This window comes from Acidobacteriota bacterium, assembly GCA_033549365.1.
GTDB lineage: Bacteria > Acidobacteriota > Aminicenantia > Aminicenantales > Saccharicenantaceae > JAWSUF01.
Window position 1 is genome coordinate 94,320 of record JAWSUF010000004.1, and the last position, 19,443, is coordinate 113,762.

The 19,443-nt window shown below is 60.6% G+C and carries 17 protein-coding genes; 2 read left to right on the forward strand and 15 right to left on the reverse strand.

The genetic code is table 11. The features are described from left to right. Window positions 1-5 precede the first annotated feature (5 nt). Together SCM96_07795 and SCM96_07800 are read left to right on the forward strand one after the other, a co-directional pair. Entirely contained in the window at window positions 6-1,391 is a 1,386-nt protein-coding gene (locus SCM96_07795; GenBank protein MDW7760525.1) for an amino acid permease, read from the forward strand. Between the two features lie 103 nt (window positions 1,392-1,494). After that, entirely contained in the window at window positions 1,495-1,914 is a 420-nt protein-coding gene (locus tag SCM96_07800) for a PPC domain-containing DNA-binding protein (protein MDW7760526.1), read from the forward strand. Window positions 1,915-2,360: 446 nt separating this feature from the next. Here the strand turns inward: SCM96_07800 and hutI are convergent, their stop codons facing one another. The 15 genes from hutI to SCM96_07875 are packed head-to-tail and all read right to left on the reverse strand — an operon-like array spanning window position 2,361 to window position 19,238. Continuing rightward, window positions 2,361-3,641 (reverse strand): imidazolonepropionase, encoded by a 1,281-nt coding sequence (hutI, locus tag SCM96_07805; protein MDW7760527.1) that lies wholly within the window; start codon window positions 3,639-3,641, stop codon window positions 2,361-2,363. Then, entirely contained in the window at window positions 3,628-4,833 is a 1,206-nt protein-coding gene (gene ftsZ, locus SCM96_07810; GenBank protein ID MDW7760528.1) for a cell division protein FtsZ, read from the reverse strand. Before ftsZ ends, hutI begins: the two co-directional genes overlap by 14 nt. Before the next feature lie 10 nt (window positions 4,834-4,843). Then, a complete protein-coding gene (ftsA, locus tag SCM96_07815) occupies window positions 4,844-6,067 on the reverse strand; it encodes a cell division protein FtsA (GenBank protein MDW7760529.1) in 1,224 nt (407 codons plus the stop codon). Then, window positions 6,067-6,903, reverse strand: coding sequence for an FtsQ-type POTRA domain-containing protein (locus tag SCM96_07820; GenBank protein MDW7760530.1), 837 nt, complete (start codon window positions 6,901-6,903; stop codon window positions 6,067-6,069). Before SCM96_07820 ends, ftsA begins: the two co-directional genes overlap by 1 nt. Window positions 6,904-6,905: 2 nt before the next feature. Beyond that, the gene (gene murC / locus SCM96_07825) at window positions 6,906-8,294 is read right to left on the reverse strand and encodes a UDP-N-acetylmuramate--L-alanine ligase (GenBank protein MDW7760531.1); all 1,389 of its coding nucleotides are present in this window, start codon (window positions 8,292-8,294) and stop codon (window positions 6,906-6,908) included. Continuing rightward, window positions 8,291-9,394, reverse strand: coding sequence for an undecaprenyldiphospho-muramoylpentapeptide beta-N-acetylglucosaminyltransferase (gene murG / locus SCM96_07830; GenBank protein ID MDW7760532.1), 1,104 nt, complete (start codon window positions 9,392-9,394; stop codon window positions 8,291-8,293). Before murG ends, murC begins: the two co-directional genes overlap by 4 nt. After that, window positions 9,391-10,503: a putative peptidoglycan glycosyltransferase FtsW gene (locus SCM96_07835; GenBank protein ID MDW7760533.1), complete on the reverse strand. Its 1,113-nt coding sequence runs from the start codon at window positions 10,501-10,503 to the stop codon at window positions 9,391-9,393. The genes murG and SCM96_07835 overlap by 4 nt, the downstream gene beginning before the upstream one ends. Before the next feature lie 3 nt (window positions 10,504-10,506). Then, complete coding sequence (murD, locus tag SCM96_07840; protein ID MDW7760534.1) at window positions 10,507-11,874, reverse strand: UDP-N-acetylmuramoyl-L-alanine--D-glutamate ligase; 1,368 nt, start codon at window positions 11,872-11,874, stop codon at window positions 10,507-10,509. Window positions 11,875-11,876: 2 nt separating this feature from the next. Continuing rightward, a complete protein-coding gene (gene mraY / locus SCM96_07845; protein ID MDW7760535.1) occupies window positions 11,877-12,965 on the reverse strand; it encodes a phospho-N-acetylmuramoyl-pentapeptide-transferase in 1,089 nt (362 codons plus the stop codon). Between the two features lie 3 nt (window positions 12,966-12,968). Beyond that, entirely contained in the window at window positions 12,969-14,354 is a 1,386-nt protein-coding gene (murF, locus tag SCM96_07850) for a UDP-N-acetylmuramoyl-tripeptide--D-alanyl-D-alanine ligase (protein ID MDW7760536.1), read from the reverse strand. 2 nt (window positions 14,355-14,356) lie between these two features. Beyond that, window positions 14,357-15,820 (reverse strand): UDP-N-acetylmuramoyl-L-alanyl-D-glutamate--2,6-diaminopimelate ligase, encoded by a 1,464-nt coding sequence (locus tag SCM96_07855; protein ID MDW7760537.1) that lies wholly within the window; start codon window positions 15,818-15,820, stop codon window positions 14,357-14,359. Further along, on the reverse strand, window positions 15,817-17,565 hold the full coding sequence (locus SCM96_07860; protein MDW7760538.1) for a penicillin-binding protein 2: 1,749 nt from the start codon (window positions 17,563-17,565) through the stop codon (window positions 15,817-15,819). The genes SCM96_07855 and SCM96_07860 overlap by 4 nt, the downstream gene beginning before the upstream one ends. Continuing rightward, window positions 17,562-17,876, reverse strand: coding sequence for a septum formation initiator family protein (locus SCM96_07865; GenBank protein ID MDW7760539.1), 315 nt, complete (start codon window positions 17,874-17,876; stop codon window positions 17,562-17,564). Before SCM96_07865 ends, SCM96_07860 begins: the two co-directional genes overlap by 4 nt. A gap of 1 nt (window position 17,877) precedes the next feature. Beyond that, window positions 17,878-18,774 carry a 16S rRNA (cytosine(1402)-N(4))-methyltransferase RsmH gene (rsmH, locus tag SCM96_07870; protein MDW7760540.1) on the reverse strand — a complete coding sequence of 299 codons (897 nt, stop codon included), beginning with the start codon at window positions 18,772-18,774 and terminating at the stop codon, window positions 17,878-17,880. After that, window positions 18,771-19,238 carry a hypothetical protein gene (locus SCM96_07875; protein MDW7760541.1) on the reverse strand — a complete coding sequence of 156 codons (468 nt, stop codon included), beginning with the start codon at window positions 19,236-19,238 and terminating at the stop codon, window positions 18,771-18,773. The genes rsmH and SCM96_07875 overlap by 4 nt, the downstream gene beginning before the upstream one ends. Window positions 19,239-19,443: the final 205 nt, after the last annotated feature.

Genomic DNA, 19,443 nt, shown 5'->3' on the forward strand with positions numbered 1-19,443 from the left:
CGCGTATGACCCAACCCTGTCCGCCCGTCCAAACACCCGAATCCGGCCTGCCCCGGGTTCTCGGCATGTGGGACATCGTCAGCATCGTCGTCGGAGGCGTCATCGGCTCGGGGATCTTCCTCGTCCCGGCCTCGATCGCCGCCGGCGTCAAATCGCCTCTCCTCATCTTCGCCGTCTGGGCCGCCGGGGGCATTCTCAGCTTTTTCGGCGCTCTGGCCTTCGCCGAACTGGGGGCCTCCATGCCGGAGGCGGGCGGGACCTACGTCTTTCTCCGCGAGGCCTACGGCAAGCTTCCGGCCTTTCTCTTCGGCTGGACGCTGTTTCTGGTCATCGACAGCGGCGCCGTGGCCACGCTGGCCGTCGCCTTTTCCTCGATGTATCTCCCTCATTTTCTTCCCCTGTCGCCGATCGCCCAAAAAGCGGTCAGCGCCCTGTTCGTCATCTTTCTGGTTTCGGTGAACTATGTCGGCGTGCGCTGGGGCGCGAACCTCCAGAACCTTCTGACCGTGATCAAGTTCGGCGCTCTGGCCGCGATCTGCGCCGTGATTTTCATTTTCGGAACCGGCAATCCGGCCCACTTCGTCGAACCCTCGCCCGGCCGGTTTTCCTTCGGCTGGTTCGGTCCGTTCGGAATCGCCCTGATCGCCGTGCTTTGGGCTTATAAGGGTTGGGATTCGGCCGCCTACAGTGCCGGCGAGACGCGGAATCCGCAGAGAAACCTGCCGTTGGGGCTGTTTATCGGGACTCTGACCGTCATCGCCATTTATTTCGCGGCCAACCTGGCCTATCTCTGGGTCTTTCCGGCAGAGACGATCGCCGAATCGCCGCGCGTCGCCTCCGACGCCATGTCCCTGGTTCTCGGCCCGGCCGCGGCATCCGTGATCGCTTTGGTCATCCTGTTTTCGATAACCGGCGCCGCCAACCAGAACCTTCTGTGTTCGCCCCGCGTCTACTATGCCATGGCCCGGGACGGCGTCTTTTTCAAGAGCGCCTCAGCCGTTCATTCCCGTTTCCGAACGCCCCATATTTCGATCCTGGCCATCGGGGCCTGGAGCCTGATCCTCAGCCTCTCGGGCACGTTCCAGCAGCTTTTCACCTATGTCATTTTCGGCCAATGGCTGTTTTTCGGATTAACGGTATCGGCGGTCTTCGTCCTGCGCCGCAAGAGGCCGGACCTTCCCCGGCCCTATCGAACCTGGGGCTATCCCGTGACGCCCGTCATCTTTATCCTGTCGGCGGTTTTCATCTCGGTCAATGCGCTCGTCAACGAATTTTGGAATGCCGTCGTCGGCCTGGGCATCATCCTTCTCGGACTTCCGTTTTATGTGATTTGGAAAAAAAGCGCCTCGGCGCGGAAATCCGAAAACAGAGCTTCAGGAACCGGCGTCTGATCGGGAGGGACGGGTCGGCCGTTCTTGCATCCGGATCAGAAGCCGCGAGGGCGTGATCCGGCGAGATACGATGACGGATCGAAATTTATCTCGGAGCATGAATATGGCTTACAACATAATGAATGGGAACTTGATCATCAGCCTGGAACCCGGCGAAAAGATACTTGAAAGCCTGGAAGCGATCTGCGAAAGGGAAAATATCCGGGCCGCATGGCTGAATGGAATCGGATTGTGCCGCGATCCTGAGATCGGGTTTTTCGACGCCGGAACAGGTGCCTATGTTTTCAAGCGTTTTGAAGGAGATTTCGAAATCGCCGCTCTGACGGGAAATATCGCGCTTTTCGAAAGCCGGCCTTTCATCCATGCCCACGTCGTCCTGGGCGACCGGGACATGAAGACGCTGTCCGGCCACCTGCGCGAGGCTGTGGTTTCGGCCGCCTGCGAGATCGTCATCACTCCGCTTCCAGGCGTTCTGGAGCGCGTCGCGGATCCGGGTTCCCCCCTCAAAAAACTCCGTCTCTAAGCGCCGAAGCCGGCAATGAATAAACCCGGCATTTTTCTCTATAAAGAGAGGGGTATCCCGGGCTATAGACGAGTCGAGGTTGCCGTACATGCTGCGCCGGCTTCCGCTTTTCGGGCTCGGGTGGATCCCTTCACAAGACGTGTCCGGGCCCCGGCGAGTCCCGTCCACTCCGGTTCCGGGTCTCGCTCTCCTCAGCCTCCGGCTTCGGATCCGTGCCCGCTCGACCCTCCAACGGCTTGTTCCGGGATTCCCCCCTGCGCCCCGCGGATGCCTCCTTGCGGGAAGATAAAGGTGCTCCGCAGTCGGAATGGTGAGATCGGCTCGCCCGAAGGGGGAAAGCGCCGAAATAAGAAGAAAAGAAAATAAATTCGGCGCTTTTCTCTATAGCCCGGGATAGGGCTCCCCCGGGGTGGGGGAGCTGGATTGGAGGATGAAACGGGATAACGTCAGCGGGAGGGAAGGAGGGACCCGTCCCGCACGACGATTTGGCCGTTTTTGATGACGTGGCGGACCGGATTCGTCCCGACCTCGTAGGCGAGAGAAACGTGATCGCGGCCGCGGCAGAGAAGAATGTCCGCCTTTTTTCCGGCTTCGAGGGTTCCGACCTCGCTTTCCCGGCCGACGGCGTAGGCGGCGTTCGCCGTGCAGGCGTTCAGGGCTTCCTCGACGCTCATGCCGAGCGTGAAGACGCCGAGTTGAAGGACAAAAGCCATGGAGCTGACCATGGAACTTCCCGGGTTGAAATCCGAGGCCAGGACGACGACGGCTCCGGCCTCGATGAGGCGGCGGGCCGGCGCGCGCTTGTCCATGCGGAGGAAAAAGGAAACTCCCGGAAGAAGGACGGCGGCCGTCCGGCTCCCGGCCAGGGCGGCGATGCCTTCAGGCGTGACGGCGATCAGGTGTTCGGCTGAACGCGCTCCGGCCTCGGCGGACAGTTCCGTCGCGCCGAGTGGGACGAACTCGTCGGAGTGGATCTTGATGCCCAATCCCGCCCGCCCGGCGGCCTCGACGAGAGTCCGCGTCTCCTCCAGAGTGAAGACACCCTCTTCGCAGAAGATGTCGAAAAATTCCGCCAGGCCGCGGCGTTTGACTTCGGGAAGGACGATTCCGACGAGAAAGTCGATGTATTCCCCCCGTTTTTCCTTGAATTCGGGCGGAATGTCATGGGCGCCCATGAAAGTCGGCACGATGTCCACAGGATGAGTCCGATCGAGTTCGCGGAGCACCTCGAGCTGCTTGATTTCGTCCTCGAAGTTGAGCCCGTAACCGCTCTTGGCTTCGACCGTGGTCGTTCCGGAGAGCAGCATACGGTCGAGTCTCTCCCCGCAGAGAGCGAGGAGTTTGTCCCGGGAGATGTCTCTCGTGGCTTTGACCGTTGTCCGGATGCCCATGCCCCGGGCCGCCAATTCCTGATAGGTCGCGCCTGCCAGCCTCAGCCGGAACTCGTCCTGCCGGTCTCCGCCGAAAGGAAGATGGGTATGGGCGTCGACGAAACCCGGAAGAGCGACAAGGCCCCGGCCGTCGATGCGCACGGCGCCGGTTTCGATACGAAACTGTTTTTCAAGCCCGTCTTCGGGACCGGCGTAAACGATACGGCCCTTTGCGGAGGCGACGCAGCCGTTTTCGACGAGACCGACATCGCCCAGATCCCGGCCCCTTTTCGGAAGCGGCCCCCGGCAGGTCGCGACCGCCCGGCAGCCGGATATGACCAGATCAACTGACATCATGAGCGTTTTTCTTGAGTCCGGTGTGGCGCGTCTTGCGGATAAAGGTCGGCGTTTCGAAGGAGCGCCATTTGTCGTCTCCGTCCCGGGGCATGAGGCGCGGCTGAGGGTTCTTGGACTCGAACTCGTAAGGCGGCGTCTGGGCGAAAATCGGGAAGGGGTCCGGGGTCTTTTCGATGACCAAACCTTCCTCGTATGCATCCTCGGCTTCTTCCCTGTCTTCGAAACCTGTGGCGATGACGGTGACTTTGACCATTTCCTTGAGCGAGGGATCGATGACGGTTCCGAAAATGATGTTGGCGTCGGGGTGAGACAGAGTGTGGATCAGCTCCGAAGCCTTGGAGACTTCGTGGAGCGTCATGTCCTTTCCGCCCGTGATGTTGATGAGAACGCCCCGGGCGCCTTCGATGGACGTATCGACGAGAAGCGGGCTGGAAATGGCTTTCCGGGCCGCATCGACGGCCCTGTTCTCTCCCGAGGCTATGCCCGTGCCCATGAAGGCCATGCCCATGCCCTTCATGATGGACTTGACGTCGGCGAAATCGAGGTTGATCAGCCCGGGCTTGGTGATGAGGTCGGAAATGCCCTGAACCGCCTGGCGGAGGACATCATCGGCCATGGTGAAGGCGTCCTGCATCGACATGTCGAGACTGACGGACTGGAGAAGACGTTCGTTGGGGATGGCGATAACGGTGTCCACGACCCCTTTGAGCTCTTTCAGGCCCTCTCCGGCCTGTTTCATTCTGACCTTGCCCTCGAAATCGAAAGGCAGCGTGACAATGGCGATGACCAGGACGTCGAGTTGGGAGGCCAGGTTGGCCATGATGGGCGTCGCTCCCGTCCCCGTCCCGCCCCCCAGGCCGGCCGTGAGGAAGACCATATCCGAACCCTGCAGGATCTCGACGAGCGGCTCCGTATCTTCCAGAGCGGCCTGTTTCCCGATGTCGGCCCGGCCGCCCGAGCCCAGACCTTTTGTGAGTTTGCCCCCGATGGGAAGTTTCATCCCCGCCCGGCTGGTGTTCAAAGCCTGGAGATCGGTGTTGACGGCGATGAACTCCACGCCCTGAATGCCGGATTCGATCATCCGGTTGACGGCGTTGCCTCCGCCTCCCCCGATGCCGATGACGCGGATCTTCGCGCCTTCATACTCCTCGATGAGATGGAATTTCAGCTTGCCGTTGGTTTCATTTCTCATGTCGTCCCTCCTATCCGTCCTTGAACCAGTCCTTGATTCTGGTCCAGGCGCTTCGTTTTCTATCTCTCGACAATCCTTTTTCCTGCCATTTCGCAAACCCGTGAAGGATCAACCCGACCGCCGTCGCGTAGTCCGGCGTGGAAACGCGGTCGACAAGCCCGCCGACGCCGGCCGGATCGCCCCGGCGCACCGGAAGGTCGAAGACCTCCTCGGCGACTTCCTCGAGACCTTCGAGGAGAGCCGTGCCGCCGGTCAGGACGATTCCGGAATTGAGGGATTTCTCGTATCCCATGCGCTTGATGTCGCCGTCCACCAGGCGGAAGATCTCCTCGGCCCGGGGTTGAATGATGTCGGCCAGGATCTGGCGCGACAGCACCCGGGGTTTGCGGCCCTTTCCGACCGAAGGCACCTCGATGGTTTCCTGCTCTTCGATGACGGGACCGGCGATGCAACCGTATTTCTTCTTGATTTTTTCGGCCTCGGGAATGGGGGTCCGCAGGCCGACCGCGATGTCGTTGGTGAAGTTGTCGCCGCCGATGGGGATGGTCGATGTGTACCACAAGCTGCCCCGCTCGAAAATGGCCACTTCCGTGGTCCCCGCGCCGATGTCGATCTGCCCGACGCCGAGCTCCCGCTCATCGGTCGTGAGCACGGCCTGGTTCGTGGCGATCTGGTTGAGGACGATTTCCTCGATGACGATCCCGGCCCGGTCGATGCAGGTCTTGAGGTTTTGAAGCGAAGTGATGGACGAAGTGACGATGTGCACATTGACTTCGAGCTTGACGCCGCTCATGCCGTGAGGATCGCGGATGCCGTCCTGCTCGTCGACGACGAACTCCTGAGGGATGATGTGAATGATCTCCCGGTCCGGGGGAATGGAAAGCGCCTTGGACTGGTCGATGACCCGGCGGACGTCCTCGCGGCTGATGACCCGGTTTTTCCCGGATACGGCGACGACGCCGCGGCTGTTGAAGCTCTTGATATGAGCGCCGGAGATGCCGATGAAGGCGGCGCCGATTTCGACGCCGGACATCAGTTCCGCCTCTTCCTGGGCCCGCTTGATGGCGGCCGTGGTGGCTTCGAGGTTGACCACGACGCCCTTCCGGAGGCCGCGGGAGTCGGCGGTTCCGATACCGATGATTTCCAGTTTGCGCTCCTCCGTGATTTCTCCGATGACGGCCACGACTTTGCGTGTTCCGATGTCGAAGCCGACGATATAGCTGCTTTTGGGCATTAGTCCGCCTCCTTGGTGAACTGAGGCCTCCGGGCCTCTCCGGCCGGTCTCCCGGGCCCGGCGGGTTTGAGCACGGCCCGGCCCGCGAACCTCAAGTCGACGCTCTCCAGGGGTCCGAACCGCGCTTCCCAATCCGGCCGGCGCTCCCGGAAAACGTTCAATCCTTCCAACGCATCCGCGGCGGCGACCTTGATCAGGACGGGATCGTTTCGAAGTTTTATGGAAAGCCCTCCGGAGTCCGTGAGATCCAGGGATTCCACGTCTCTTTTTTCGGTCTCCGGCAGGGCGTCCAGAAATGACCAGGCCGTTTTCAATTTCTCGTCGAGACCGAATTGAAATCCGTCCCGATCCGTGAGCAGGGGAAGATCTTCGCCGGTCTCCGTTTCGGGCTTGCCGAGATCGACGCCATCCCGATCGATCAGACGCGGAGCGCTTCTGGAAATCCGGGCGGCGGGCCGGCGTTCCGCGACGTCCACAACCAGGGTCGAGGGAAAAACTCTCGAAACCCGGACATCGCGGACCCAGGTCAAACTCCGGATGTCCTCCTCAATTCCCCGGACATCGCAGAACAAAATATTTCCCAGGGGCCTGAGGCGCAAATCCTGAGCAATCTCGCGGCTCAGGGACGGATGAGGGCAGGCGACCTTGACGTCGGTGATTTTGAGATGATCCCACGTCAGGAGATAGATCCAGGCTTCATGGAGAACCGCGAACAGCGCCACTTGAAGAAGAAGAAGAGAGAGAACGTGTCCGTATTTCAACGCGAAATGCCGGCGCACTTTCCGGGCCCGGGATTCCGAGACTCCGCGTTGAAAGGCCAAGGCCGATACCGACATGTTCAGGTCCTGTCCTCCAGTTTCTTGATCAGAGCCGGGATGATGCGGTTGATGGGACCCGCTCCCATGACAAAGATCATATCGTCCGCTTCGGCGAGTGATGCGGCCAGCGAGGGAACGGCCTCCATTTTCGGTTCAAAACGGACGTTTTTGTGGCCGAAATGCCGGATTTCATCGAAGAGGGCTTGGCCCGTGACGCCAGGCAGGGGGTTCTCTCCGGCCGGATAAACCTCGGTCACGATCAGGATATCGGCCTGATTGAACGAAGTCGCGAACTCCTTCATCAGGTGGGACAGCCGGGAATAACGGTGGGGCTGAAAAACGGCCATGATGCGGCGTCTCCATCCCTGACGGGCGGCGTCGAGAGTCGCCCGGATTTCGGTCGGGTGATGGGCGTAATCCTCAATGACCATGATGCCGCCGACATCGGCCCGAAGTTCGAACCGGCGTCCCGTTCCGGTATATCCCTGAAGCGCGGCCAGGATGGTATCCACGGGGATGTCGAGATCCAGCCCGACGGCCACGGCCGCCATGGCGTTCAGGATGTTGTGTTTTCCGGGGACCTGGAGGTGCAGCTCGCCGAGTTCGCGGCCGCGATGAAAAAGGCGGCTGTGGCTCGAAAAGTCCTTGAATCGGAAATCCCTGGCGAAAATATCCGCCTGGGCGGAAAATCCGTAGGTGATGATTTTCCGGTCGATCAGCGGGAGGATGCTCTGGAGATTGGGGTCGTCGAGACAAAGGATGACCGGGCCGTAAAACGGGACCTTGTTGGCGAAATTGACGAACGTGCTTTTAATCTCTTCCAGAGAATCGTACTGGTCGAGATGCTCGTTGTCGATATTGGTCAAAATGGCGATGAACGGGGAAAGAAAAAGAAAGGAGCGGTCGCTTTCATCCGCCTCCGCGACGATGAAATCTCCGGTGCCCAATCGGGCGTTGGCTCCGAGGGTGTTCAGCCGGCCCCCGACAATGACCGTGGGATCGTAGCCCGCGGCGTCGAGAACGACGGCCGTCATCGAGGTCGTGGAGGTCTTGCCGTGGGATCCGGCCACGGCGACACCGTACTTCATCCGCATGAGTTCGGCCAGCATCTCCGCCCGCGGAATGACCGGAATGAGGCGGGTTCTGGCCTCCACCACCTCGACATTGGTCTCCCGAACCGCCGAAGAGATGACGACGACGTCGGCGTTGCGGACGTTTTCCGCCGCGTGGCCCACGGCGACTTCGGCGCCGAGCTTCCGGAGCCGCTGGAGAACGTCGCTGTCCTGGACGTCGGATCCGGAAACCTCGTATTCGAGGTTGAGAAGAACCTCGGCGATTCCGCACATTCCCGTCCCCCCGATTCCGACCATGTGGATGCGCCGGAGTTTGCGGTAGCCTTTCTTGGTCATCGTTCCCCTCCCGGTGGGTCTTGATCGATCAGCTTCAGACAGAGTTCGGCAATATGCCCAGCGGCGTCCACTCGGCGCAAACTCTCCAGACTCATCTGCATGGCCGCCAATTTTGCCCGGTCTTCCAGCAGATCCAGGATTTTCCCGGCCAGCGCTTCCGGAGTCGCATCCTTTTCCAGAAGGACTTCGGCGCCCCCCGCCTTTTCCAGAACCCGGGCGTTGTGTTCCTGATGGTTTTCGGCCGCTCCGGCGAAGGGAACCAAAATGGAGGGTTTCCGGGCGGCGATAAGTTCGGCCACGGATGTGGCTCCGGCCCGGCAGACGATGCAATCCGCCTCATCGAAAGCTGCGGGCATGTCCCAGAGATATGCCTCAGTGCGGGCGCTCTCGAACCCCTGTTCGGTGTAGGCGGCGCGGGTCGCGTCCAGGTCCGAGCTCCCGGTCTGGTGAATGATGCGAATCCGCCGCCCGCTGTTTTGGAGAAGGGGGAGAGCCGCCGTCGCCGTCCGATTGAGAAAATGCGAACCCTGGCTTCCTCCGAAGATCAGGACAACCGGAATCTCCCTCTTTTCCCGGCGGACCTGGAGATTGAAAAACTCATCGCGCACGGGGTTGCCGATGAAAACGCCCTTGTCGCCGAAAAAGGGCAGGGAATCGGCGAAGGAGGTCACGGCCCGATCGACGAAGCGCCGCAGCATCCGGTTGGTGAAGCCCGGACGAACGTTCTGTTCCAGAATGACGGTCGGGCGTCCCAGCCAGGCGGCCGGAAGGACGACGGGGCCTGAACTGTAGCCGCCCATCCCGATAACGAGGGCCGGCCGGAGAACGGTCAGGAGATAAACGGATTTCAGGAAGGCCGCGGGCAGAAGAAAGGCGGCGCGCAGGCTTTTCCATCCCCGGCCGACAAGGCCTTCGACCGCAAGGGAGATGAAACGGACGCCGTGGCGCTCCATGATTTGCCTTTCGACATCCCGGCGGCCGCCGACATACACCAGTTGGAGATCGGGGCTTTTCGCCTTGAGGGCCCGGCCGACCATGAGCGAAGGATAGAGATGCCCTCCGGTGCCGCCGCCGCAGATCACGATGTTCCGCGGCTTCACGTCAGCCCTCCGGATTCCCGCTTACGCCGGGAGATGTTGAGAAGAAGCCCCGCGGCCGCCAGGCTGCAGAGAAGGGCCGATCGTCCGAAGGAAATGAAAGGCAGGGGCAGCCCTGTCGCCGGACCCAGCCCGAGAACAATCGAGATGTTGAGCAGAGACTGGGCCGTGATCATGAGCGTCAAGCCGGCCGCGACGAGCTTGTGTAGAGGATCGGCGGTGCGGAGTGCGATGGCCAGGCCCCGCCACAAAAAGATGAAAAACAGCGTCAGGGTGAAAACCGTTCCCAGGAGACCGAACTCTTCACCAAGAATCGCATAGATGAAATCCGTGTGGGCGCAGGGCAGGAAGAACAGCTTCTGAATACTTCCTCCCAGGTTGACTCCCAGGATGCCGCCCGCGCCTACGGCCAGTTTGGACTGGATGACCTGGAAGCTTTTTCCCAGGACGTCCTTTTCCATCGTCAGGAACTCCAGGATGCGGTCCATTCGATAGTCGGCCCGAAGGAGAAAGAAAAAGAAGACGCCCAAAGCCCCGGCGCCCGCCGCCAGGAAATATCTCAGCCGGACGCCACCCAGGAAAAGCATGGCCGACGAGACGGCGAAGAGGAAAACGGCGGTGCTGTAATCCGGTTGTTTCAGGATGAGGACGACGAAAACCATGATGACGAGAAACGGCACAAGAACGATTTTCCATTCGTGGAGACGGTCTTTTCGGCTGTGGCAATAATGGGCCGTGAAAAGAACGAGGGCGATCTTGGCCAGTTCGGAGGGCTGGAAGCGCAATCCGAACAGAAAGACCCACCGTTGAGTGTTGGCCACGGGGGGCATCACGAGGCAGAGAAGAAGCAGAATGAAACTGACGATGAGCAGGCCATAGACGGCCGCCGTGCTGTTGAAAATATCTTTGTGGAAGGAAGCCGCCGCGGCCAGCACAACGAGGCCCACGAGAACGCCGAAAACCTGATGAACGAAAAAATAAAGGGGATGGCCGTACTTTTCTCCGGCCAGGATGGCTGATGAGCTGAAAACCATGAGAATTCCGACAACGAGAAGCAGCAGGGTTGCCGCCAAAAGCGTTTTATCCAGGCCCTGCCGTGCGTTGCCGCTCATGATTCAGACCTTTTTCCTTTCCAAAATCCGGGCGATTTTCCGCACTTCGTTTTTGAACACCCGGCCCCGCTCCTCGAAACTCCGGAACATGTCCCAGCTTGTGCAGGCGGGTGCCAGAAGAACGACCTGGCCGGGTTCCGCCGCGGCGAAGGCCCGCCGCACCGCATCCCGGAATGAAGAGGCCCGTTCCAGAGAAACGGCGCCTTTCAGGGCGTTTTCCAAAGCGTCCGCGGCCTCGCCGACAAGAACCGCCCGGGCGGCTTTTTTTCGAACCGCCGGCCGAAGAGGACGGAAATCCCCTCCCTTGGCGCGGCCTCCCAGAATAAGGATGACCCGGTCTTCGACGGCGGCCAGGGCTTTGAGCGCGGCGTCCACGGTTGTGGCCTTGGAATCGTTGATAAAACGGACGCCCCGGAAGGTCAGTACATTCTCCAGCCGGTGTTCGAGTCCCTGGAAGGCCCGGATGGTCGTCTTCATCCGCCCGGGAGAGACGCCGAGCAGGTGTCCGGTCAGGGCCGCGGCCATGACATTCTCATGGTTGTGGGTTCCCGGGAGGCGGATGTCGCTCAGCGGAATCAAGGGTTTTTCTCCGCCGTCGTTCAGAACGATCCAACCGTTGCGGATGAAGACGCCCCGGGTCGGGAGCGCCTTTCGGCTGAAGGCGGCCGTCTGAAAGGGACCCTCCCGGCGCACGGCCCAAACCCGGGCATCGTCCCTGTTGAGAACGGCGTGATCCCGGGCGGACATGTTGCGGAAGAGTTTTTTCTTCGCGGCGAAGTAGGCCTCGAAGGAGCCGTGCCAGTCGATGTGGTTTTCCGAGATGTTGAGAAACACGGCCGTGTCGGGGCGGAACCGCTCGGTGTGTTCCAACTGAAAGCTCGAGATTTCGACGACATAGACATGGCCGGTGCTGCTGGCTTCGACGAAGGAAATCAGCGGTGTCCCGATGTTCCCGGCCAGGTAAGATTTCCGGCCGGCATCCGTGAGGATTCTGTGGATCAGGGTCGCCGTCGTGGATTTTCCGTTCGTTCCGGTGACGGCGACAATTGTGCCCCGCAGAAAGCGTCCGGCCAGTTCGATTTCGGAAAGGATCGGTGTGCCGGCTCGCCCGGCCGCCGCAACGGCCGGGTGAGGAGGAACGCCGGGGCTGAGGAGGATCAGGTCCCGATCTCGAAGGAAGGCCTCCGTATGACCGCCCGTTTCAAAACGGATGCCCCGGTCCTTCCAGCGAGACGCGGATTTGCCGAGTTCGCCGGCCGCTCGTTTTTCGGTCACCGAGACTCGGGCGCCGCGCCGGTGGAGAAAACGCACCAGGGCGGCCCCGGTTTTCCCGAAACCGACAACGAGCGCGTCTTTATTCCTCAGGTCCATGATCATCTCAATTTCAATGTCGTCAGACTGAACAGGGCGAATACCAGTCCCAGAATCCAGAAGCGGACGACGACCTTTTCCTCCGGCCAGCCGCTGAGCTCGAAGTGGTGGTGGAGCGGCGCCATTTTGAAGATCCGGCGCCCGCCCGACAACTTGAAGTAGGACACCTGCAGGATGACCGAAAGGGCTTCCAGGATGAAAACTCCGGCCACCGCGAAGAGAAGAAATTCCTGCTTGATCAGAACGGCGACGATGCCCAGCGATCCGCCGAGAGAGAGCGCGCCGACGTCGCCCATGAACATTTGCGCCGGATGGCAGTTGAACCACAGAAAACCGAGACAGGCGGCCGTCAGCGCGCCGCCGAAGACGGTCAGCTCGGCGGCCGCCGGAACCATGGGGATGTTCAGGTACTGGGACCAGAGGGCGTGACCGGCGATGTAGGTCAGCGCGGTCAGGGCGCCGGCGCTGATGAGCGTCAGGCCGATGGCCAAACCGTCCAGGCCGTCCGCCAGATTGACGGCGTTCGAGGCGCCGACAAGGATGAACATGATCCAGGGCAGGTAGAAAATGCCGAGATAGGGGACCCAGGTTTTGAAAAAAGGAAAGGCCATGTGGAGATCGAACAGTCCCCGGTTTCCCATAACAACAAGAGCGATCCCCAGGCCGAGGGCCAGGGCGATTTGAAGGCTGATTTTCTGTCCGCTTTTCAGGCCCAGCGACTGCCTCCGCCGGATTTTCAGGACATCGTCCGCCCCTCCGATCAGCCCGAAGAAAAACATCGTTCCCATGGCCGTCCAGACATAGAGGTTCGAAAGGTTTCCCCAGATGAGGGTTGAGACCAGCGTGGAGAAAATGATGAGGATTCCGCCCATGGACGGTGTGCCCTTTTTGGCGGAATGCGAAGGCGGTCCGTCCGTACGGATTTCCTGTTTGATTTGGAATTTCCTGAGAAGCTTGATCATCGGCGGCCCGAGAAGAAAGCACAGCAGGAGCGCCGTAAGGGCGGCCAGAGCCGTCCGGACGGTGATGTACCGGAAGACGTTGAAAAACGACAAGGAGCTTTTTAGAGGAACGAGAAGCCAGTACAGCACGGGTCACTCCTTTCGGTCTTTTTTCAGGGCGTCGACGATTCGGTCCATGGCCATACCCCGGGACCCTTTGACGAGGACGAGATCCCCGGGTTCCAGATAGTTTCCGGCGGCCTGGGCCGCTTGCCGGGCATCCGGAAAAACGTAGACGGCGTCACCCGGCATGCCGGCCGCCTCGGCCCCGTCGGCCATATGAGCGGCAAGGGGACCGGCCGTGATGAGCAAATCCCAGCCTTCCCGGAAAACGGTTTCTCCGGCCCGGCGGTGAAAATCGATCTCGGAGGGCCCCAGTTCCAGCATGTCTCCGAGAACGGCCACTTTTCTCCGGGCGGGGAGACGGCCGAGACTGCGAAGTACGGATGCCAACGCTTCGGGATTGGAGTTGTAGGAATCGTCATAGACCCGGATGCCGTTTTCGAGTTCCAGAAAAACGCCCCGCCGGTCGTGAGGTTTAAGGCGGGTCAGGCCTTCAACGACGGCATCGGCCGGAACCCGGAACGCCAGACAGATGCCGGCCGCGGCCAGGGCATTGAGGAGGAAAGCCTCGCCGACGAAGGGAAGAAAAGCTTCGGACCGGCGGCCGCCATATTCCAGAGTGAAACGCATTCCCCGATCATCTTCGGTTCGGATATCGAAAGCCCGGACGGCGTGGCCCGGCCCGAGTCCGAAATGAATGCATTCCCCCGGCCATCCGCCCGCCATTCTCAGAACGAGCTCATCGTCGCCGTTCAAAACGGCGGTCGCTCCGGGCTTGGCCCCGTCGAGAATTTCCTTCTTGGCCCGGGCGATGGCTTCGATGCCGTCGAAATATTGGAGATGAACGGGGAGGACGTTGGTGATGACGGCGATGTCGGGTGGCGCGATCCGCGTCAGTGCCAGAATTTCTCCTGAGGCGCTCATGCCCATTTCCAGAACGGCGACCTCGTGGTTTTCATCCAGCCCGAGGAGCGAGAGGGGAAGGCCCAGATGGTTGTTGAAATTCCCTTCGGACCTGAGGATGCCCAGGCGTGGAGACAGGAGGTCGGCGGCGAACTCCTTGGTTGTCGTTTTTCCCGCGCTTCCGGTGACGGCGACGATCTTGACCGGGTGATGGTTGAGAACGGCCGCCGCGAGGTCCTGAAGACCCCGGATCGTGTCGGGAACTTCGAGAAGGGCGAACCCCTTGCGGGGCGGGGAGATCGGCCGGGATACCATCGCGCCGCGGGCGCCCCGTTCCGAGGCGGCCGGAATGAAATCGTGGCCGTCGCGATGCCCCGGGAGGGCGAAAAAGAGATCGCCCGGCCCGGACGTCCGGGAATCGATTGTATATCCCGTGAAGACGGTCTCCGGGCGTCCGGAAAGGATCCGGCCCCCCGAGTACTCGGCGGCGGTGTCGAGTCGAAGCGCGGCCATATTCAGGACGTCTCCTCCGCGAGAATTTCTGCGATGACGTCGACGTCGCTGAACGGCAGAACCCGATCTCCAATGGTTTGGGTGTTTTCGTGGCCTTTCCCGGCCACAATGACAAAATCGTCCGGACGGGCGAGAGACAGCGCTCGCCGAATGGCCTCTTTTCTGTCGACAACGATTTCATATCCGGATCCGGCTTCTTCTTTGAAACCGGCTTCGATGTCGGCGATGATGGCCGCCGGGTCTTCCCGGCGGGGGTTATCCGATGTGATGATCGACAGGTCGGCCAGGGCCGCGGCCACGGCGCCCATCCGGGGTCGCTTGCTTTTGTCCCGATTTCCTCCGGCGCCGAATACCGCGATGAGCCGTTTCGGGCGGAAATCGCGGGCTGTTTCCAGGGCATGGCGCAGGGCGCTGTCGGTGTGGGCGTAGTCGACCACGATGTGCAATCCGCGGGAGTTGGGCACGGCTTCGAACCGTCCCGGAACTCCGGGCAGAGCCGCGATCCCCGCGGCGACGGCTTCACTCGGAATCTCCAAAGCCAGCGCCGCCCCGGCGGCCGCCAGGATGTTCTGGACGTTGTGCCGGCCGACCAGCGACGAGGACAGGACCTTACGCCCGCCGGGGAACACGAGTTTGACTTCCAGACCCTTGGGCGTGTGCTGGAAGTTTTCGGCTCGGACGACGGCTTCGTGACCGAGGCCGTAGCCGAAGGCCCGCATGGGAAGCTCGGCGAAAAGCTTCCTGCCCCAAGGATCATCGATGTTGACGACGGAGGCCTTGCGCTTGTGGTTGAGGAAAAACAACTTCTTTTTGGATTCGAAGTAATTTTCCATGGAACCGTGATAATCCATATGTTCGCCGCTGAGGTTCGTGAACAGGGCGACATCGAAGTGGGTGCCGTGGACCCGATCCTGTTCCAAAGCGTGGGACGACACCTCCATGATGACATGCGTGGCGCCGTTGCGTTGCATGTCCGCCATCATTCTCTGGAGGTCGGGGGCCTCAGGGGTCGTCCGGGCCGCCTCGATCCGGATTCCGGGACCGCGGTATTCGATCGTCCCGATGACGCCCGGAACGAAACCCGCGGTTTTGAAAATGGATTCCAAAAGATAGGCGGTGGTCGTTTTTCCCTTCGTTCCCGTGATGCCGATGACCGTGAGGGCGTCGGAGGGCCGCCCGAAAAAGACTGCGGAGATCTCGCCCATCGCCCGGCGGGCGTTGGGGACCTGAATCCAGGCCAGGCGGACATCCGCGGGCCGCGCCCGGTCCGCAAGAACCGCCGCCGCTCCGCCATTTTCCGCGTCCCGGACGAAATCCATCCCGTCCGTCTTTTCGCCTTTCAACGCGACGAACAGGCTGCCTGGAACGACGGATTTCGAGGAATGGACGATGTCCAGGATTTCCAGGCCGTCGTCTCCGGAGAAGGATACGACGGGAATGTCTTTCAGGATCTCTTTCAGGATCATGGGATGTTCTCGCTTTGCAGGGAAACGGAGATCAGTCCGGGATGGGGGTCGGGGTGTGGCGCAATGCGGAGATGGCGGAGGACGCGGACGGCGATATCCCGGAAAACGGGTGCAGCCACCTGACCGCCATAGCGGAGATCTCCCTTGGGTTCGGAGATGACGACGACCATGGAAAAAATCGGGTCTTCGGCGGGCACAAATCCGACAAAGGAGGCCCGGTGCCGGGACGATCGATAGGTCCGCTTTTCCGGATCGAAGATCTGGGCCGTTCCGGTTTTCCCGGCGACCGAGAAGCCGGACAGCCGGGCCGGGCGTCCCGTCCCTTCGGCCACTGCTCTGATCCAAATGTCCGTCAAAGTGGAAGCGGTTTCCGCGGAAATGACCTTGACAGGCGGGGGAACGAGGCCGGCGTCAAGATCCGGATCTCCGAAAGTCCTGACAACCCGCGGACGGACGAGATAGCCCCCGGTTGCGAAAACGTTCATGGCCTGAAGAACCTGCAGGGCAGTGACGGAGATCTCATATCCGATGGAGAGATAGGACAGCGAGGAGATATGCCATTTGTCCGGAGTGCGGCAGATCCCGGCCTCCTCGGCCGGCAGACCGCTCCGGGTCTTTTCGCCGAAACCGAAATCCCGAATGGTCTGATACAGGCGGTTCTCCCCGACCCGGCGGCCGAACAGGGCCGTCCCAACGTTTGAGGAATGAATCAAGACTTCCGGAAAGCTCAAAACTCCGAACGTCTTGTGATCGCGAATGGTCGTTCCGCCGATGCTGATCGATCCGGACCGGCAATCGAAAAGCTCGTGCGGCTCAAGGACATGATCCTCCAGCGCCGCGGCGGCGGACACGATCTTGAATGTCGAACCCGGTTCGAAGAGATATCTGACGGCCCGGTTGATACCGGCGCCGCCTTGAGGGGGGAATCGGTTGGGGTCGTAGGTTGGCGTGTTGGCCATGGCCAGGATGTCGCCTGTATAGGGATCCGAAAGAATGACCGTCCCCCATTCCGCACCGTGTTCGAAAACGGCTTTTCCGAGCTCGGTTTCCGCGTAGTATTGGATGGCGGCATCGAGCGTCAGCGTAATGTCGCGGCCCGGAAGGGCCTGACGGATGGTCTCAATATGGTAACCCCGGCGCTTGGCGTCCCGGAGGATCAGGCGTTCTCCTGTCTCGCCGCGAAGGATGTCGTTGTACTGATATTCGATACCGGCCTGGCCGTTTCCGTCGATATCCACGCCCCCAAGGACATGAGCCGCCAGATGTCCCTGGGGATAGAAGCGCTCCCGCTCCTCCTGGAGATAGACACCTTTCAGCGCAAGGGCCGAAACCCGGGCCGCCGTGTCATCATCGATCTTTCTCTTGATCCAGGAGAAGGGATGGCCGTCCGCGACTCTTTGGAGGAGGGCGGCTTTTTCCCTCTCGGACAGGTTCAGGACTTCTCCCAGGCGATCGAGAGTTCCCCTCATCTCCGCGGGAGCGACGGAGCCGTGGGGACTGTAGAAGACGGACTGAACCGGAAGGCTGACGGCGAGGACCGTCCCGTTCCGGTCGAGAATGCGTCCCCGTTGGGGTTGGAGAGTGATTCTGTTTCTGTTCTGATCGAGAACTTCGGATTTGAGGCGGGGATGTTCGAGAACCTGGAGCTGAACAAGCCGGATCAGAATTACGATGAACCACAAGGCGAACAGCGCAACGGTGACTTTGGCCCGTTTCCTGACAAGGCTGCCGTAATAGGTTCTCATGGGATTTCGACTTTCATCCCTTGCGGTGGAATCTCGTAGACAACCTGTTCCCGGCGCGGGTCGGACAGGCCGAGTTTTTCCCGGGCGATCCGATCGATGGTTTCGAGCGAAAGAAGCTGCTCTTTGCGGGTTTCGAGTTTTCGGATCTCTTCCCGGAGGGCGGCGTTTCGGGCTTCGATATCGCCGATTTGATATCCCATGCGGATGGATTCGGTTTGATGCCAGATATAAAACGTCAACAGGCCGAGGACGACCAGGATCGCTCCGGTGGTGAGGGCGAGGTTGCTCCAATTCATCGATTGGCGGACCACGTCAGATCCTTTCGGCCGCCCGCATTTTCGCCGATCGGGATCGGGGATTGCGGGAGACCTCCTCCTTGGAGGGGGTCACCGGTTTGCGGGTGAGAATTTTCAGGCGCGGCGGCGCATTTTCCCCGGAGGATGCACCCAGGAAAGCCCGTTTGGCGATGCGGTCTTCGAGGGAGTGAAAAGAGATCACGGCGATTCGGGCGCCCGGGGCCATGAGATCGAAGAGTTCGTCCAAAAATTCCGAAAGGCCTTCGAGTTCCCGGTTGACTTCGATTCGAAGAGCCTGAAAGACCTTTGCGGCGGGATGGATCCGGCCTTTTTGCGGATGCCACCGGCAGACCTCCTCGACGAGAAGGCGGAGTTGGGTCGTCGTTTCGAATTTCCGGAATTTACGCCGCCCGGCGATTTCCCGGGCCAGTTTTCTGGCCTGGTTGAGCTCTCCATAATTCCGGAAGATCTCGGCCAGACGGGATTCGCTGGATGTGTCCAGAATTTTGAAAGCCGTGGTTTTCTCCCGGGCGTCCATGCGCATGTCGAGGGGCCCTTCCAGGGAGTGGCTGAATCCCCGGACCGGATCGTCGAGCTGCCGGGAGGAGATTCCCAGATCGAAGAGATACCCCTTGACGGAGGCAAAATCGATATCCAGATCGGGAAGCTGGCGGAAGTCGGCGTTGTAGAGGACGATTCTGTCGGCAAAGGATTCGAGACGCTCGGAGGCGGCGCGGAGGGATGTTTCATCCCGGTCCAGGCCGATGAGCGAAGCGCCGGGGTTTTTCTTCAGGATTTCGAAGGCGTGGCCGGCCGCGCCCAGGGTTCCGTCGATATACAATCCGGGCTGGGCGGCATCAAGGATGTCCAGGACTTCATCGAGAAGAACGGGGATATGCCCATGGGTGGTCATTCCAGTTTTCCTCGAGGGATGAGACGGGCGATGTTTTCGAACTCCTCATCGGACAAAGGCGTGTCCTCGAGAATCCTGTCGAGGCTGTCCTTGTTCCAGACTTCGAGGTGGTTGGACAGACCGATGACTTCGACCTCGTCCTTCAACCCGGCTTTTTCCCTCAGGACAGGGCTGATCAGAACGCGCCCCTTGGAGTCGATCTCGTAGCGGCTGCCCTTGCGGTTGACGCGAAGAAGGAATTTCCTGACATCGGGCCGCAGGTGGGCGCCGCCCTCGGATGCCATCCCGGTCATCTCCAGCCAGACGGCCAGGGGATAGATCTGGATGGATTCGTCCCTGAGGGACGTGATGAACAGATCCCGGCCGTAACCGGCCTCGATCGTCTCGCGGAATTTCTCCGGAATCTTGATTCTTCCGCTGGCGTCGAGCCGGGCCGAATAGCTGCCCATCAAAGTGTTGTTCATGGCCAAACTTCCCGATTCGTCCCGTTTCATCCCGTTTTGACATAAATATAGGTTATAAAATACCGAAAGTCAAGCGATTATTACCCATTTTTTTACTAAAAAAAGCGAAGAATTCCTGGATTTCACGTCCTGATCAGCGGGGATTTTGAAATAGAATTCCCGGTGAACGCTGGAACGGATCAACTATCCGGACACGATCAAGGAG

What these genes read in the sequence shown, in the direction of transcription:
- SCM96_07795 (MDW7760525.1), top strand. Translation starts at nt 6, where the DNA reads ATGACCCAACCCTGTCCGCCCGTCCAAACACCCGAATCCGGCCTGCCC.
- SCM96_07800 (MDW7760526.1), top strand. Translation starts at nt 1,495, where the DNA reads ATGGCTTACAACATAATGAATGGGAACTTGATCATCAGCCTGGAACCC.
- hutI (MDW7760527.1), bottom strand. Translation starts at nt 3,641, where the DNA reads ATGATGTCAGTTGATCTGGTCATATCCGGCTGCCGGGCGGTCGCGACC.
- ftsZ (MDW7760528.1), bottom strand. Translation starts at nt 4,833, where the DNA reads ATGAGAAATGAAACCAACGGCAAGCTGAAATTCCATCTCATCGAGGAG.
- ftsA (MDW7760529.1), bottom strand. Translation starts at nt 6,067, where the DNA reads ATGCCCAAAAGCAGCTATATCGTCGGCTTCGACATCGGAACACGCAAA.
- SCM96_07820 (MDW7760530.1), bottom strand. Translation starts at nt 6,903, where the DNA reads ATGTCGGTATCGGCCTTGGCCTTTCAACGCGGAGTCTCGGAATCCCGG.
- murC (MDW7760531.1), bottom strand. Translation starts at nt 8,294, where the DNA reads ATGACCAAGAAAGGCTACCGCAAACTCCGGCGCATCCACATGGTCGGA.
- SCM96_07835 (MDW7760533.1), bottom strand. Translation starts at nt 10,503, where the DNA reads ATGAGCGGCAACGCACGGCAGGGCCTGGATAAAACGCTTTTGGCGGCA.
- murD (MDW7760534.1), bottom strand. Translation starts at nt 11,874, where the DNA reads ATGGACCTGAGGAATAAAGACGCGCTCGTTGTCGGTTTCGGGAAAACC.
- murF (MDW7760536.1), bottom strand. Translation starts at nt 14,354, where the DNA reads ATGGCCGCGCTTCGACTCGACACCGCCGCCGAGTACTCGGGGGGCCGG.
- SCM96_07855 (MDW7760537.1), bottom strand. Translation starts at nt 15,820, where the DNA reads ATGATCCTGAAAGAGATCCTGAAAGACATTCCCGTCGTATCCTTCTCC.
- SCM96_07860 (MDW7760538.1), bottom strand. Translation starts at nt 17,565, where the DNA reads ATGAGAACCTATTACGGCAGCCTTGTCAGGAAACGGGCCAAAGTCACC.
- rsmH (MDW7760540.1), bottom strand. Translation starts at nt 18,774, where the DNA reads ATGACCACCCATGGGCATATCCCCGTTCTTCTCGATGAAGTCCTGGAC.
- SCM96_07875 (MDW7760541.1), bottom strand. Translation starts at nt 19,238, where the DNA reads ATGAACAACACTTTGATGGGCAGCTATTCGGCCCGGCTCGACGCCAGC.